14 protein-coding genes are annotated in these 13,876 nt (G+C 63.9%); 6 read left to right on the top strand and 8 right to left on the bottom strand.

All coding sequences use genetic code 11. The features are described from left to right. From H2509_RS07265 to H2509_RS07245, 5 genes are all read left to right on the top strand, one after another. Entirely contained in the window at positions 1 to 1,254 is a 1,254-nt protein-coding gene (locus H2509_RS07265) for a cysteine desulfurase (RefSeq protein WP_182163729.1), read from the top strand. Between the two features lie 9 nt (positions 1,255 to 1,263). Continuing rightward, the gene (locus tag H2509_RS07260; RefSeq protein ID WP_182163727.1) at positions 1,264 to 1,644 is read left to right on the top strand and encodes an SUF system Fe-S cluster assembly protein; all 381 of its coding nucleotides are present in this window, start codon (positions 1,264 to 1,266) and stop codon (positions 1,642 to 1,644) included. Positions 1,645 to 1,708: 64 nt separating this feature from the next. Then, on the top strand, positions 1,709 to 2,086 hold the full coding sequence (sufA, locus tag H2509_RS07255) for a Fe-S cluster assembly scaffold SufA (RefSeq protein ID WP_182163725.1): 378 nt from the start codon (positions 1,709 to 1,711) through the stop codon (positions 2,084 to 2,086). A 20-nt stretch (positions 2,087 to 2,106) separates the two neighbouring features. After that, positions 2,107 to 2,778 carry a thiaminase II gene (gene tenA / locus H2509_RS07250; RefSeq protein ID WP_182163723.1) on the top strand — a complete coding sequence of 224 codons (672 nt, stop codon included), beginning with the start codon at positions 2,107 to 2,109 and terminating at the stop codon, positions 2,776 to 2,778. Between the two features lie 16 nt (positions 2,779 to 2,794). Next, the gene (locus H2509_RS07245; protein ID WP_182163721.1) at positions 2,795 to 3,163 is read left to right on the top strand and encodes a TfoX/Sxy family protein; all 369 of its coding nucleotides are present in this window, start codon (positions 2,795 to 2,797) and stop codon (positions 3,161 to 3,163) included. Positions 3,164 to 3,196: 33 nt separating this feature from the next. Here H2509_RS07245 and H2509_RS07240 read toward each other — a convergent pair whose 3' ends face one another. Next, positions 3,197 to 5,374 carry an anthranilate synthase gene (locus H2509_RS07240; protein ID WP_182163719.1) on the bottom strand — a complete coding sequence of 726 codons (2,178 nt, stop codon included), beginning with the start codon at positions 5,372 to 5,374 and terminating at the stop codon, positions 3,197 to 3,199. 263 nt (positions 5,375 to 5,637) lie between these two features. After that, positions 5,638 to 5,952 carry a 30S ribosomal protein S21 gene (gene rpsU, locus H2509_RS07235; protein ID WP_182163717.1) on the bottom strand — a complete coding sequence of 105 codons (315 nt, stop codon included), beginning with the start codon at positions 5,950 to 5,952 and terminating at the stop codon, positions 5,638 to 5,640. Between the two features lie 197 nt (positions 5,953 to 6,149). On the opposite strand from rpsU, the gene H2509_RS07230 reads away from it, so the two are divergent. Beyond that, the gene (locus tag H2509_RS07230; protein ID WP_182163715.1) at positions 6,150 to 6,914 is read left to right on the top strand and encodes a glycerophosphodiester phosphodiesterase family protein; all 765 of its coding nucleotides are present in this window, start codon (positions 6,150 to 6,152) and stop codon (positions 6,912 to 6,914) included. 23 nt (positions 6,915 to 6,937) lie between these two features. Here H2509_RS07230 and H2509_RS07225 read toward each other — a convergent pair whose 3' ends face one another. The 6 genes from H2509_RS07225 to H2509_RS07200 all read right to left on the bottom strand — a co-directional run bounded on the left by H2509_RS07225 (position 6,938) and on the right by H2509_RS07200 (position 13,819). Continuing rightward, on the bottom strand, positions 6,938 to 7,348 hold the full coding sequence (locus H2509_RS07225; RefSeq protein ID WP_182163713.1) for a hypothetical protein: 411 nt from the start codon (positions 7,346 to 7,348) through the stop codon (positions 6,938 to 6,940). Positions 7,349 to 7,586: 238 nt separating this feature from the next. Next, positions 7,587 to 8,906 carry a ferredoxin reductase family protein gene (locus H2509_RS07220; RefSeq protein WP_182163711.1) on the bottom strand — a complete coding sequence of 440 codons (1,320 nt, stop codon included), beginning with the start codon at positions 8,904 to 8,906 and terminating at the stop codon, positions 7,587 to 7,589. Between the two features lie 505 nt (positions 8,907 to 9,411). After that, positions 9,412 to 10,308: an ROK family protein gene (locus H2509_RS07215; RefSeq protein WP_182163708.1), complete on the bottom strand. Its 897-nt coding sequence runs from the start codon at positions 10,306 to 10,308 to the stop codon at positions 9,412 to 9,414. 20 nt (positions 10,309 to 10,328) lie between these two features. Continuing rightward, positions 10,329 to 12,014: an ABC transporter ATP-binding protein gene (locus tag H2509_RS07210; RefSeq protein ID WP_182163706.1), complete on the bottom strand. Its 1,686-nt coding sequence runs from the start codon at positions 12,012 to 12,014 to the stop codon at positions 10,329 to 10,331. Continuing rightward, complete coding sequence (locus tag H2509_RS07205; RefSeq protein WP_182163704.1) at positions 12,014 to 12,871, bottom strand: ABC transporter permease; 858 nt, start codon at positions 12,869 to 12,871, stop codon at positions 12,014 to 12,016. Before H2509_RS07205 ends, H2509_RS07210 begins: the two co-directional genes overlap by 1 nt. A 3-nt stretch (positions 12,872 to 12,874) precedes the next feature. Continuing rightward, a complete protein-coding gene (locus tag H2509_RS07200) occupies positions 12,875 to 13,819 on the bottom strand; it encodes an ABC transporter permease (RefSeq protein WP_182163851.1) in 945 nt (314 codons plus the stop codon). Positions 13,820 to 13,876: the final 57 nt, after the last annotated feature.

Here is a 13,876-nt window from a genome sequence, read left to right as displayed (position 1 = left end):
ATGGCATTGGAGGCCGCGGAGCTGAAGGCCCTTGCTCCCTATGACGTCGAGGCCGTCAGGCGGGATTTCCCGATCCTGTCGCGCGAGGTCTATGGCAAGCCTCTGGTCTATCTCGACAATGGCGCGTCGGCGCAGAAGCCGCATGCCGTCATCGATGCGGTGCAGAAGGCCTATTCCATGGAATATGCCAACGTCCATCGCGGTTTGCATTTCCTGTCGAACCTTGCCACCGAGAATTACGAGGCGGCGCGCGAGACGGTGCGCCGCTTCCTCAACGCACCGTCCGTCGACGAGGTGATCTTCACCCGCTCGACGACCGAGGCGATCAATCTCGTCTCCTACGGCTTCGGCACCGACCGGATCGGCGAGGGCGACGAGATCGTCCTGTCGATCATGGAGCATCATTCCAACATCGTGCCCTGGCATTTCCATCGCGAACGCAAGGGCGCGGCGCTGAAGTGGGTCTATGTGCGCGAGGATGGATCCTTCGATCTGGACGCTTTCGAGGCGGCGCTGACGGAACGCACGAAGCTGGTCGCCATCACCCACATGTCGAACGTGCTCGGCACGGTCGTTCCGGTGAAGGAGGTCTGCCGCATCGCCCGCGAGCGCGGTATCCCGGTGCTGGTCGACGGCAGCCAGGCCGCCGTGCATCTGCCGGTCGATGTTCAGGATATCGGCTGCGATTTCTACGTCTTCACCGGCCACAAGGTCTACGGGCCGACCGGCATCGGCGTGCTGTGGGGCAGGGCGGAGATGCTGGCGAGCATGCGTCCCTTCAACGGCGGCGGAGAAATGATTGAAACCGTGACGGAAGATAGCGTCACCTACAATCACCCGCCACATCGCTTCGAAGCCGGTACGCCGCCCATCGTCCAGGCTATCGGCCTCGGGGCCGCGCTTGACTACATGGATGCGCTCGGGCGCGACCGCATCGCCGCCCATGAGGCGGTGCTGAAGGACTACGCCCACAAGCGACTGTCGGAGCTCAATTCGCTTCGCATCTTCGGCAATGCGCCGGGCAAGGGAGCGATCCTGGCCTTCGAGATGCAGGGGGTCCATGCTCACGACGTGTCGATGATCATCGACCGCGAGGGCGTCGCCGTGCGCGCGGGCACCCATTGCGCCCAGCCACTGCTCGCCCGCTATGGCGTCACCTCCACATGCCGGGCAAGCTTCGGGCTCTATAACACGGTCGATGAGGTGGATCGCCTGGCCGAAGCCCTGCAGAAGGCCCACGCGTTCTTTTCGTGAGTAGGATTGATGACCGACACAGTCGAGACACAGACCAGCCAGGCCGAAATCGCCTCCACGGGCAGCGCCATTCCGGCCGAGGAACTGGAGCGGATCACCAGCGACATCATCGGTGCGCTGAAGACGGTCTACGATCCTGAGATCCCGGCCGATATCTATGAGCTTGGCCTCATCTACAAGGTCGACATCGAGGATGACCGCTCGGTGAATATCGATATGACGCTGACGGCGCCCGGCTGCCCGGTCGCCGGCGAGATGCCGGGCTGGGTCGAGGATGCCGTAAGCGCCGTTGCGGGCGTCGGTCCAGTGACCGTCAACATGGTGTTCGACCCGCCCTGGACGCCCGACCGCATGTCGGAAGAAGCCCAGGTTGCGCTCAACTGGTTTTAAATCCTCGCAGGCGCACCATATAATCGGCAACAGGTACCGCATTCGCTTGAACGGTAAGGAAACCATGGCAGGCAGAGCGAAATTCCAGGTCATGAAGCTGACGGACGCCGCTCTCGAACGCGTCCGCGAGATCGTCGACAACGCGGATCACCCGGTCGCCGGCCTTCGGGTCGGCGTCAAGAAGGGTGGCTGTGCCGGCATGGAATATGCGCTCGATCTGGTGGACGAGGCGCGGCCGGGCGACGACGTCATCGAAGCGGACGGCGTGAAGGTCTTTGTCGATCCGTCCGCGGTGCTGTTCCTGCTTGGTACCGAGATGGACCACGAGGTGACGAAGTTCCGCTCCGGCTTCGTCTTCCGCAATCCGAACGAGGTTTCGGCCTGCGGCTGCGGCGAGTCCGTTTCGCTGAAGGAGGCCGACAGCTCGCTCCTCAACCAGTAGATCACGGTCGGGAGCGGGGGATGAGCCTTTTCGAGCGCCTGAAATCCGATGCGACGGCAAGCTGGAACGCCTATGTTAACCACGCCTTCGTGCGCAGACTGGGCGACGGCACGCTGCCGATGGCGGCGTTCCGGCACTATCTCGTGCAGGATTACCTGTTTTTGATCCACTTCGCCCGTGCGAACGGTCTTGCGGTCTACAAGGCGGCGACGCTGGAGGAGATGCGCTTCGCCCATCGCAGCCTGAAGGCGATACTGGATATCGAGATGGATCTGCATGTCCGTCTTTGCGGCGAGTGGGGGCTGACCCCGGCGGAGCTCGAAAAGACGCCGGAACACAGCGCCACCATGGCCTATACCCGCTATGTGCTGGAGACGGGACTGCGCGGCGACCTGCTGGATCTGCACGTCGCACTGGCGCCTTGCGTGCTGGGATACGCTGAAATCGCAGACAGTCTTGTCGAACTGCATGGCGGCATCGATACGGACAATCCCTACGCGCACTGGATTTCCGAATATTCGGGCGACGCCTATCGCGAGGTCGCGGCATCGGCCGCCGATGCCCTCGACCGGCTGGCCGAAACGCGGATGACCGGCGCGCGCTATCCCCACCTTTTGACCGTTTTCGATCAGGCGACCCGGCTGGAAGTCGATTTCTGGCAGATGGGACTGGACGCGGCTCGTGAGGGCTGAAGCGTAAGGCGGGGCGATGACGGTCGGTGCAACGCTTGAGTGGCTGTCCGAACAGCTCGAAATTCTCGGCCCTCTCCGCATCAAGCGTATGTTCGGCGGCGCGGGGCTCTTTGCCAGCGACGTGATGTTCGCGCTCGAGATCGACGGCGCCGCCTATTTCAAGGTCGACGACGCAACGCGCCCGGATTTCGAGGCCGCCGGCAGCGAGCCCTTCATCTACCGCACGAAAGTCCGCACGGTGGCGACATCCTATTGGCGCGTGCCGGACCATCTCCTGGACGAGCCGGACGAGCTTGTCGAATGGGGCGGCCGGGCGCTGGCCGCCGCCCGCCGCGAAGCGGCTGCAAAGCCTGCGAAAAAGCGAAAGCGGAAATCGGAAGAATGAGGGCGGGCCATTCCAGGCCCGCCGTTTCTTTCGTCAGGCGACCTTGCGCGCCCGTTTCTCGACCAGCTTCGTCACCACGTTCTGGATGATTTTGTGCCCCGCATCCTGATCGAGCGACATGATCGATTCGGGATGGAACTGCACGGCGGCGATCGGCTCGCTGACGTGTTCGAAGGCCATGATCACCCCGTCCTCGGTCTGCGAGGTGATGCGGAAGTCCTTCGGCAGGTTTTCCTTCCTGGCGTAAAGCGAGTGATAGCGCCCGACGATCACCGGCGAGGCAAGGCCTTCGAACAGCGCCGAATCCCGCTCAAAACTCACCTGCGACGGCTTGCCGTGCATCGGAACGTCAAGCTGGCCGAGATCGCCGCCGAAGCTTTCCGTCAGCGCCTGCAATCCAAGGCAGACGCCGAAGATCGGCAGGCCCCGCGAGCGCGCCCGGCCGATGGTCGCGGCGCAGTCGAAGTCCTTCGGCGAGCCGGGACCGGGTGACAGCACCACGAGGTCGGGCGCCACGTCGGCGAAGACCTTGTCCGGCACCGGCGTACGGTAGGTGACGACCTCCGCGCCCGTCTGGCGGAAATAGTTGGCCAGCGTGTGGACGAAGCTGTCCTCATGGTCGATCAGCAGGATTTTCAGCCCTTCGCCCGGCAGATGCCGGTCGGCGGTTTCCTCCGTCTTGCGGGCAAGGCCGGCTTCGCGCACGGCGGCGCGCATCGCTTCCGCCTTCAGCTCCGTCTCGGCTTCCTCGTCTTCCGGCACGCTGTCGAAGAGCAGCGTCGCGCCGGCCCGGATCTGGGCGACGCCATCCTTGATGCGTACGGTGCGAAGGGTCAGGCCGGTATTCATGTCGCCGTTGAACAGCACCGCGCCGATCGCCCCGCCATACCAGGCGCGTGGGCTCTTCTCATGGTCCTCGATGAACTGCATCGCCCAGCGTTTCGGCGCACCCGTCACCGTCACCGCCCAGGCGTGCGACAGGAAGGCGTCGAGCGCGTCCATGTCGCCGCGCAGCGTCCCCTCGATGTGGTCGACCGTATGGATCAGGCGCGAATACATCTCGATCTGCCGGCGGCCGATCACCCGCACCGACCCGGGCTCGCAGATGCGGCTCTTGTCGTTGCGGTCGACGTCGGAACACATGGTCAGTTCCGCCTCGTCCTTGGCGGAGTTGAGCAGCTTGCGGATTTGCGCCTCGTCCTCGATGGCATTGCGCCCGCGCCGGATCGTGCCGGAGATCGGGCAGGTTTCCACCCGTCGCCCGCCTGTCACCCGGACGAACATTTCCGGGCTTGCGCCTACCAGATATTCGCCGTCGCCCAGGTTGATGAAGAAGCCGTAGGGAGAGGGGTTGATCTCCTGCAGGCGGCGGGACACCGCCGAGGGCGGGTTCGGGCAGCGCTCGTAGAAGGTCTGGCCCGGCACCGTTTCGAACAGGTCGCCGCGGCGGAAATAGTCCATCGCCTCGCGCACCAGCCCGGCATATTCGCCGGGTTCGTGGTCGCCGCGGCCCGGATCCTCGTTTGTCGGCCGGTAGTGGCGCTTCTCGCCGTCGCGGGCGAGGCCCTGCGTCGAGTGGCCGCCGACGGAGAAGTCGTATTCGACAATATGCGCCTTCCGCCCGTAATGGTCGACCAGCAGGATTTCGTCGGGCAGGAACAGCACGATGTCGCGCTGGTCGGCGGGCCGCTCCAGCTTCTGGCGGATCGGTTCGAACTGGAAGGCGAGGTCGTAGCCGAAGGCGCCGTAGAGACCGAGCTGATCGTCCTGGCAGGCGAAAAGCTCCGTGATCGCCCGCACGATGGAGAAGGAGGAAGGCTGGCGCGAGCGCTCCTCCTCGGCGAAGACCCGGTCGGCTTCGCGCACGGTCAGGGCGATACGGTCGCCCTTCGCCTCGAACCAGGCGACGTCCTCATGCCGTTCCAGTGCGGCGGCGATGGCGGGCAGCAGCACCGTTCCGCGCTCGTTCAGTGCCCGGATCGTCACGGAGCGGGCGTTCGATTCCAGCACGATTGGCGGGTTGACCAGCGCCATGTCCCAGCGCGTGTAGCGTCCCGGATATTCATAGGATGAAGAGAAGACGGCGCCGCGTTCCGCGTCGAGCCGGTCGATCCAGGCTGAGGTGCCTGCTTCGTAGTCGGCCGGGCGCACCGATCTCGTGACCAGTATGCCGCCCTTGGTCTCAAACTGCTGATCGGCCGAAAACGGCATCGCTTACTCCCTCGCAAATCGCCTGAAACGGACACCAGATCGCGCCGGCGGATACGAAAAAGCCGCCTGCGGGGTTCCGCGGCGGCCTTTCGAAACGTCGATGACGAATGATCACGCGTCGTCGCGGGCCGCCTTCAGCAGCGCCACCACCAGCCCTTCGTGCTCGTCGCGATCATCGTCATAACGCACTGATTAACCCAAGGCGTCATTCGGCGCAATGGCATTGCGTGAGCATGCCGTCGGCGAATGAACAGGCCTGGTTCTTAGCGGGCGTTGCGGCCGGCGATCAGGCCTTCACGCTGGGCGAGCTTGCGGGCGAGCTTCCTCGCGCGGCGCACGGCCTCACCCTTTTCGCGGGCGCGCTTTTCCGACGGCTTCTCGTAAGCGCGGCGGCGCTTCAGCTCGCGATAGAGGCCTTCACGCTGGAGCTTCTTCTTCAGGACGCGAAGCGCCTGATCGACATTGTTGTCACGAACGAGTACCTGCAGGGGACCATCCTCCTGGGTTGGCGATTGCAAGATTGCCGATAGGGCAGATGCGAAACCGCCCGAATGGGCGGCCAGTCTTGCGCGTTTCATCAATGGCGTCGGCGTCTGCCGGCCCGGACCGCGCGAAGCGGGTGAAACGCGTGGATAGGATAGGGTATAGGCGCTTTGCTTCGGGCATTCAACCTTTCGGTATCGATAACGGCGCCGAGATCCGTGGGACGTCGCACAATGCGTCCCGTCGTGGGCATATTGAGACAGGACGCGACAGCTTTGGGTACAAAGTCACCATGAATTTCCGCCATCCCTATCTCGCTGACACGCAGTTTGCCTGCTTCGCCCATCGCGGCGGCGGCAAGGAGCACCCCGAAAACAGCCGCAAGGCATTCGAAGCCGTTCGGGACATCGGTTACCGCTTCATCGAGATCGATGTTCAGGCAAGCAGCGACGGCGTCCTGGTCGTCTTCCATGATGACCACCTGGACGATCTGACCGACGGCACCGGCACACTCTCAAAGTTGCCCATCGATACGATCCAGCAAGCGAAAATCTCCGGCACCGAGCCGATCATGACGCTCGAGGAAGCGCTGGTCGACTTTCCGGGCCTGCGTTTCAACATCGACATCAAGACCGATCATGCGCTGGCGCCGACCATCGACTTGATGGAGAAGATGAACTGCCTCGACCGGGTTTGCCTCGCTTCCTTTTCGGATCAAAGGCTTAGCGCCGTTCGCCAGCATTTCGGCGACAGGGCTTGCACCGGTGCCGGACCTGCGGATGTCAGGGCCCTGAAATACGGCTCGTGGCTGATGCCGTCTCCAGCCGTCGAGGCGCTTTGCGCGCAGATACCCGTCTGGCACGGCCCGATTAGGCTGCCGACGCGCCGCTTCAACAGATTTTGCAACGCTCGCGGCATCGCCGTCCATGTCTGGACGATCGACGAGGAGGCCCGGATGCGTCGCCTGATCCGGGCGGGCGTCAACGGTCTGATCACCGACCGTCCGACCCTCCTCAGGAAAGTCGCGATGGAGGAGGGTGTCTGGGAGGGCAACTGAGGTGCGCCGCCATCCCGGCAACGTCAATAGCAGCGGTGATAACGCATGCAGCCGCGGAAGTCCGGATTGGCGTATCCCCAGTTGGCGATGCAGCGGTCCTGCCAATATTCGCAGCTTCGGCTCACCGCGCGTGGACGGTAATAAGGCCGGTCGTAATAGTAGTAGGACTGATACGGGCGGTAGATCAGCGCGGGGCTGGCCCACCAGGCGAAGGGATACCACCAGCCGCCGTAGAAGTTGGTGTAGCCGGGCCGGCGATAGCGATAGCGCGGTCCGTACCAGCGTCTGCCATCCCAGCGTATAGGTGTCACCTGTCTTGCCTGTTCGGCGTCGATTCTCGGGACAGACAACGGGGCTGCCCCCGCCTGCCGGACCTCGGCGGGCGACGCGAGAAGGATGGCGGCGGCTACGAGTATGAGCGATTGACGGCTCATGACTTGCCTCCTGTTCCTGAAAAGAAACAAGAATTCAGTCTATCACCGAATGCGGCATCTCAATAACGCCCCATGCCTTCTTGCCCGACGGCCCTGGCTGATCCGGTTCTGGAAGCGCCTTGCTTCCAGGCTACTTCACCCTCGCATCGCAAATGCCAGCACCGTCGCAATGACGAAGAGATTGAATGCCCACCACGCCAGGCGGAGCCGATGTCGGGCGGGAACAAGCTGGATCCGGTCAATCATAGTCGAACCTCTCGGAAAGGATGCGGCTCGCGGGCACGCCGATGCCGACGAGGGCATCTTCCACGCTCGCCAGCATTTGCGGCGGTCCGCACAGGACGAACAGCCAGTCGTGGTGCTCTGCCCGCCCGAACATTCGGCCAAGCAGCGCCCGGTCGATTAGTCCGCTCTCGCCGCTCCAGCCAGGGGGTGGTTCGCTGAGAACGAACACGACCTCGGTATTCGCCTTCCTCGCAAGAACCTCAAGTTCCGGACGGTATGCCAGCTGTTTGGGAGTACGGTCGGCATAGACGAGGATGCGCGGCCTTGGGTCATCCGCAAGTGCCAGCTGGCGCAGGATACCGATCAGCGGCGCTACGCCGATCCCGCCGGCAATGAGCGCGATGCCGGTTGCCTCGCGCGCGCCGATGGTAAGAGTGCCGTGGGGTCCGTCGACATAGGCGCGCGTGCCCGGCCGGATCGTGCCGAGGCTCGATGTGAAGTCGCCGAGTTCCTTGATAAGGAACTGCAGATTTGCGCCGGATCGCGGCGCTGAGCTGATCGAGAACGGGTTTTCCCTGTGCCCGAACGGACTGTGCCCGATATTGAGCCAGACGAATTGGCCGGCCTCATAGTCCAGCCCGCGATGCCCGTCGGGCGTGATCTCGACCTGCCAGATCCGCTCGGCGACGGGACGAATCTTCTCTACGCGCCAGGGTCGCCGGAGCTGCAACAACGGCACTGCAAGATAGATCCAGAGAAAGCTTGCAAGCGCGAGCGCCGACAAGACGATCCAGAAGCCGGCAAGGAATGGGGCTGACGCATAGCGCCCGGCGCTCAGCGTGTGATGCAGCACGAGCCCGCAAATGACGAGAGCACCGGCTCCATGGCCGAACCGCCAGGCTTCGTAGGTGTAATTCGGCCGCCCCCGCATGATCGCCAGCACGACGAAGGGGGGCAGAAGAACCCAGGCGAGCATTCCGCTCCAGAGCGCGCCGATATTGGCCGTAACCGTCTCGATCCGGGTTACGTCCCAGGGATAGGGCGGGTTCCATTCGGCTCGGTACAGGAACGGATGAACGAGTGCGGCCACAAGTGCGGTGCGTGCGATGAGTTGGTGGACACGCATCGTCACGTCCATGCCGACGCGCCCCGTGATCGGGCGGAACCGCCCCGACAGGGCGAACTCCAGCAGGAAGATCGAGAAGGCCAGCATCGCCGCCCCGGAGGCGAGCTCATCCCAAAACGATCTCGGTCGCAGGCCGCTCGTCGCGGCAAGGCCGAGAGGAAGAAAGATGACGCAGACGCAGATCGCCAAAAGCAGGCGGGGTGCCATCAGCGAGCACTCATGGGCGGCGTGGGATCTCCCGGCGGACGAAGATGTCCTGCACGGGAAAGCGGTCCGCTACTGTGAAGCATCCGGTCGAATCCTCCGCGTTCCGGCGTTGCCGGCCGCCGCCGGTACTTTCATCGCCGCCAGGGAATCTAGGGTCAGGACCCATTAATTTGTCTGAAATGGTCGGAGCGGATTTGTGCGGATACGAGGAGCAAGCCCACAGTAAGGCTAAAGCCTTGCAAGGGTTTGCGACAAAGTAGTCCGTGCGGATCCGCCCGATCCAAAGGACGATCGAGCTGACTTCGAGCTGCCGCGTCAAAGCCCTCGACCGATGGAATAACCCCGCTCTTCGAGCTTTTCCTTCCATCTCTCGTCATCTCGAACGCCATTCCAGTCAAATTTATGAGTCCTGACCCTAAGGCCTCGCCGGCTTGTGGTCGACCTCCAGATGCGTAGCGAAGCTGCCGTGGGATCCAGCGAACGTCACATGGCGCGCACGCGCCGGTCAGTCGTTCCAGAGCCATGCAGCGCCGCGAACGCCGGATGAATCGCCATGCCTGGCGCGGCGAATCGGCACTTCGTACCGGTCTGAGAAGATATAGGGGGCCATCGCCTTGGGAAGGTCGCTAAAGAGTTCGTCGATATTCGACATGCCGCCGCCGAGCACGAAGACATCCGGGTCGAGCAGGTTGGCCGACATCGCCATGGCGCGGGCAAGCCGGTCCAGATAACGGCCATAGGTGGCCTTGGCTTCCGCCTCGCCCTCACGCATCCGCCGTACGATCTCGTGTCCCCGGATATCCCGGCCCGTCGTCTCCCGGTAGTCCCATTCGAATCCGGTGCCGGAACACAGCATATCGATGGCGTTGCGGTGTCCGAGCCAGCTTTTGGGGCCCGGAAACTCGTCCTGGCGCAAATAAGGAAGCACGATCCCGCCCCATTCGCCGCCGATCCCGTTGGCGCCGCGATGGGCCTTGCCGTCAATCGCTATTCCCGTACCGCTGCCCGTTCCGATGATGATGGCATGCACAAGGTGCGCCCCGGCCGCTGCGCCATCCGTCGCTTCCGAAACGGCCAGGCAATTGGCGTCGTTCTCGATGCGCACCGGCTGACCGAGCGCCGCCTCCAGGTCCTTGTCCAGCGGCTTGCCGTTCATCCAGGTCGAGTTCGCGTTCTTCACAAGGCCCGTGACAGGGGACAGGGAGCCGGGGATCCCGAAGCCGATGGTACCGGTTCGGCCAGTCGCCGTCCTGGCGCTTTCGACAAGGTCGACCACCGTGGCGATGCAGCCCTGGTAGTCGTCGCGAGGCGTTGGCAAACGCCGGCGGAAGGCCTCGTTGCCCGCCGCATCGAGCGCGATGATCTCCATCTTCGTGCCGCCCCAGTCGATCCCGAACCGCATTCCCGGCTTGCTCCCGCTATTTAGCTGCCTTCATTTCCATTCCCGCTTTCGCCCTGCGTTGCAAGCCCTGACTTTCGTTCTCTTTTGGCGCGCCGCCGGATCGCGGCGTCGAGGTTCGGTGCGGCGGAGAGAAGCAGGCGCGTATAGGGGTGGCGCGGATGGTCGAAGACATCGGGCGTCGGGCCGTGTTCGACGATCCGGCCGGCATTCATCACCATGACCTCGTCGGTAATTGCCCTCACCACCGAAAGGTCGTGCGAAATGAAGAGATAGGCGAGGCCCAGACGGTCGCGCAGCTCCGTCAGCAGGTCGAGCACCTGCGCGCGGATCGATACGTCGAGGGCGGAAACCGGTTCGTCGGCGACGATCAGGCGAGGGCGAGTGACGAGTGCGCGTGCGATCGCGATGCGCTGCCGCTGACCGCCTGAAAACTCGTGCGGATACTTCTCCGCGTCCTTCGCCGACAGGCCGACATTCTCCAATGCCTCGCTCACCCTGCGCCGCCGCTCGGTGTCGTCGATCTCGCGGCGCAGGAGGTGGAGCGGCTCGGCGACCGTGCGGCCGATGCGATGGCGCGGATTGAAGCTGCCGTAAGGGTCCTGAAAGACGACCTGCACCGCGCGATGCACGGCCTCCCTTTCTTCGCCGCGCGCGGAATGCGGATCGCGGCCAAGCACCGAGATCGAGCCGTCATCCGGCTTTTCAAGGCCAAGGATCGTCCGGGCGAGCGTCGACTTGCCGCATCCCGATTCCCCGACGAGACCGAGGCTCTGGCCGGGCAGGATATCGAAGTTTACGCGATCGACGGCCACGAAGCTTGCCGGCCTTGAAAACAGGGAGCGCCGCCTTTCGGGGTAGCTGCGGACCAGATTGCGGATGCTGACCAGAGGCGCAGGACGATCGGGAGCCAGATTGAGGACCGGCGGCGCGGCACGTTTCGGCACATGGCGCGAAGCGTCGAAAAGCCTGCGCGTATAGGGGTGCGCCAGCGTGCGGAAAAGGCTTCCCGTCGGCCCCGTTTCGACGATTTCTCCCTCCTTCATGATCGCCACCCGGTCGGTCATCTCGGCGACGACGGCAAGGTCGTGGCTGATCAGGAGAAGGCCCATATTGTCCTTCTTCACGATTTCCTTGATGAGGGCCAGGATCTGCGCCTGGATCGTCACGTCGAGCGCGGTGGTCGGTTCGTCGGCGATCAGGAGTTTCGGTTTGCAGGCGATCGCCATGGCAATGACGACGCGCTGGCGCTGGCCGCCCGAAAGCTGGTGCGGATAGCGCGACAGCGGAAACCGGGAGACCGGCAATCCGACCCGCCCCATGAGCTCGGCCGCACGTTCCAGGGCTTCGGCCTTCGATACCTTGAGATGCCAGGTCAGGCTTTCGGCAATCTGGTCGCCGACGGTTTTCAGGGGGTTCAGGGCAGTCATCGGCTCCTGGAACACCATGCCGATGCGGCGGCCGCGGATTCTGCAGAGATCGCGCTCGGCAAGGCCTGCGAGGTCCCGCTTGCGAAAGCGGATGTTGCCCCGCGTTTCGCTGCCGTGAGGCAGGAGTTGCATGAGCGCCAGTGCCGTCAGCGACTTGCCCGAGCCGCTTTCTCCGACCAGCCCCAGCGTTTCGCCGCGCCCGATTGAGAAGGAAATATCCTTCAGGATCGGCGTGCCGTGGATCGAGAGGTTGAGGCCGTTGACGGCAAGAAGCGGCATCAGGCCTCCCGCCGCTTGAGTCTGGGATCGAGCATGTCTCGCAACCCGTCGCCCAGGAGATTGAGGCCGAGCACCGTGACGACGATGGCAAGGCCCGGATAGAGCGCCAGTTGCGGGGCGAAGGCCATCATGGTCTGCGCTTCGTTCAGCATGCGTCCCCAGGTGGCGAGCGGCGGCTGCGCGCCAAGGCCGACATAGGAAAGACCAGCTTCGGCCAGAATGCCGAGGGAGAACTGGATGGTGCCCTGCACGATCAGCAGGTTGGCGATATTCGGAAGGATGTGCTCGGCAACGATGCGCGTCTCGCCCTTGCCGGCGACGCGGGCGGCCAGCACGAAGTCGCGCGACTTGTAGGCCAGCGCGCCGCCCCGCGCGACGCGGGCGAAGACCGGAATGTTGAAGATGCCGATGGCCAGGATCGCGTTGATGGCGCCGGGGCCGAGAATCGCGGTGATCATGATCGCCGAAACAAGCGCGGGGAAGGCGAAGACGAGATCGTTGAAGCGCATTACCGCCTCCTCGATCAATCCGCCGCGCGCGGCCGCCGCGAGCCCAAGCGGCACGCCGAGGAAGATGCCGATGCCGACCGCAACGAGGGCCACGGCGATGGACGTGCGCGCGCCGACCATCAGCATGGAAAGGATGTCGCGGCCATATTGATCGGTGCCGAGAATATGAGCCGTGGAAGGTCCTTTGAGACGGTCGGCGACCGACAGCACATCGATCGGATAAGGCGTCCAGACCAGCGACAACAGCGCCATCGCGAGGACAAGCGACGTGATGGCACCACCCACGACCAGCGAGCGGCTGGAGAGATGGGAGCGCAGGCGGCGGAGACGGGATTTGGTGAATGCCATCGTTCAGCGCCGCCTCAGTCTGGGATCCACGGCTGCATAGGCGAGGTCCACCGCGTAGGTCACGAGGATGACGATGGCCACCAGCAGCGTGACGACGCTTTTCACCACGATCAGGTCGCGTTGGGTGATCGCCTGAAAGATCAGCCGGCCGATACCGGGCAGATAGAAGACGTTCTCGATGATGATGGTGCCGGCGATCAGGAAGGAGAATTGCAGGCCCAGGATGGTGAGGACCGGGATCAGGGCGTTGCGGACCGCATGGCGCCAGAGCACGGCCTGCCGGGTGAGCCCTTTGGCCCTTGCGGTGCGGATGTAGTCTTCATGCAGCGTGTCGATCAGGCCGGAGCGCAGGACGCGCGCGAGGATGGCGGCCTGGGGCAGGGCGAGCGCGATCGCGGGCAGGAGCAGGGCGCTCAAAGCCGGACCGATGCCGGCTTCCCAGCCCGGAAAACCACCGGAGGGAACAAGCCGCAACGCGATCGCGAATACATAGACAAGCAGGATCGCGAACCAGAAATTCGGCACCGCGATGCCGATCTGGGTCAGGGCCATAATACCCGTGTCCGCCGGTCCGCCGCGGTGCCGCGCGGCAACGATGCCGACCGGAAAGGCGATCGCCACGGAGAGGAGCAACGCAAGGAATGCGAGCGGTAGGCTGACGGCGAGCCGTTCGCCGACCAGTTCGGACACCGGTACGGAATAAGTGTAGCTGGTGCCAAGATCGCCGGTGACGAGCCCATGAAGCCACGTGAGGTAGCGAAGGGCGGCAGGCTGGTCGATCCCCAGCTGCTGGCGCAGCGCCGCGAGCGTGTCTTCCCGCGCTTCCACGCCCAGCATCAACTCCGCAGGGTCGCCGGGCAGGACTTCCATCACGAGAAACACGACGCCGGTCGCCACCAACAACGTGACGAGAAGGCTGGCGAAGCGTTTGATGGCGAAGGCAAACATGATGCGCAGGGTAAGAGCCGTCCACGCGATCCGCAATCGGTAGCGGTTATTGCGAAT

The sequence above is a fragment of the Stappia albiluteola genome, from assembly GCF_014050225.1.
Lineage (GTDB): Bacteria > Pseudomonadota > Alphaproteobacteria > Rhizobiales > Stappiaceae > Hongsoonwoonella > Hongsoonwoonella albiluteola.
This window is presented reverse-complemented; position numbering and strand designations above follow the sequence as displayed.

Bases quoted from the DNA above. Each gene is read 5' to 3' on its own strand.
- H2509_RS07200 (WP_182163851.1), bottom strand. From the start codon at position 13,819: ATGTTTGCCTTCGCCATCAAACGCTTCGCCAGCCTTCTCGTCACGTTG.
- tenA (WP_182163723.1), top strand. From the start codon at position 2,107: ATGAGCCTTTTCGAGCGCCTGAAATCCGATGCGACGGCAAGCTGGAAC.
- H2509_RS07205 (WP_182163704.1), bottom strand. From the start codon at position 12,871: ATGGCATTCACCAAATCCCGTCTCCGCCGCCTGCGCTCCCATCTCTCC.
- H2509_RS07215 (WP_182163708.1), bottom strand. From the start codon at position 10,308: ATGCGGTTCGGGATCGACTGGGGCGGCACGAAGATGGAGATCATCGCG.
- H2509_RS07220 (WP_182163711.1), bottom strand. From the start codon at position 8,906: ATGGCACCCCGCCTGCTTTTGGCGATCTGCGTCTGCGTCATCTTTCTT.
- H2509_RS07230 (WP_182163715.1), top strand. From the start codon at position 6,150: ATGAATTTCCGCCATCCCTATCTCGCTGACACGCAGTTTGCCTGCTTC.
- rpsU (WP_182163717.1), bottom strand. From the start codon at position 5,952: ATGAAACGCGCAAGACTGGCCGCCCATTCGGGCGGTTTCGCATCTGCC.
- H2509_RS07225 (WP_182163713.1), bottom strand. From the start codon at position 7,348: ATGAGCCGTCAATCGCTCATACTCGTAGCCGCCGCCATCCTTCTCGCG.
- H2509_RS07260 (WP_182163727.1), top strand. From the start codon at position 1,264: ATGACCGACACAGTCGAGACACAGACCAGCCAGGCCGAAATCGCCTCC.
- H2509_RS07240 (WP_182163719.1), bottom strand. From the start codon at position 5,374: ATGCCGTTTTCGGCCGATCAGCAGTTTGAGACCAAGGGCGGCATACTG.
- H2509_RS07210 (WP_182163706.1), bottom strand. From the start codon at position 12,014: ATGCCGCTTCTTGCCGTCAACGGCCTCAACCTCTCGATCCACGGCACG.
- sufA (WP_182163725.1), top strand. From the start codon at position 1,709: ATGGCAGGCAGAGCGAAATTCCAGGTCATGAAGCTGACGGACGCCGCT.
- H2509_RS07265 (WP_182163729.1), top strand. From the start codon at position 1: ATGGCATTGGAGGCCGCGGAGCTGAAGGCCCTTGCTCCCTATGACGTC.
- H2509_RS07245 (WP_182163721.1), top strand. From the start codon at position 2,795: ATGACGGTCGGTGCAACGCTTGAGTGGCTGTCCGAACAGCTCGAAATT.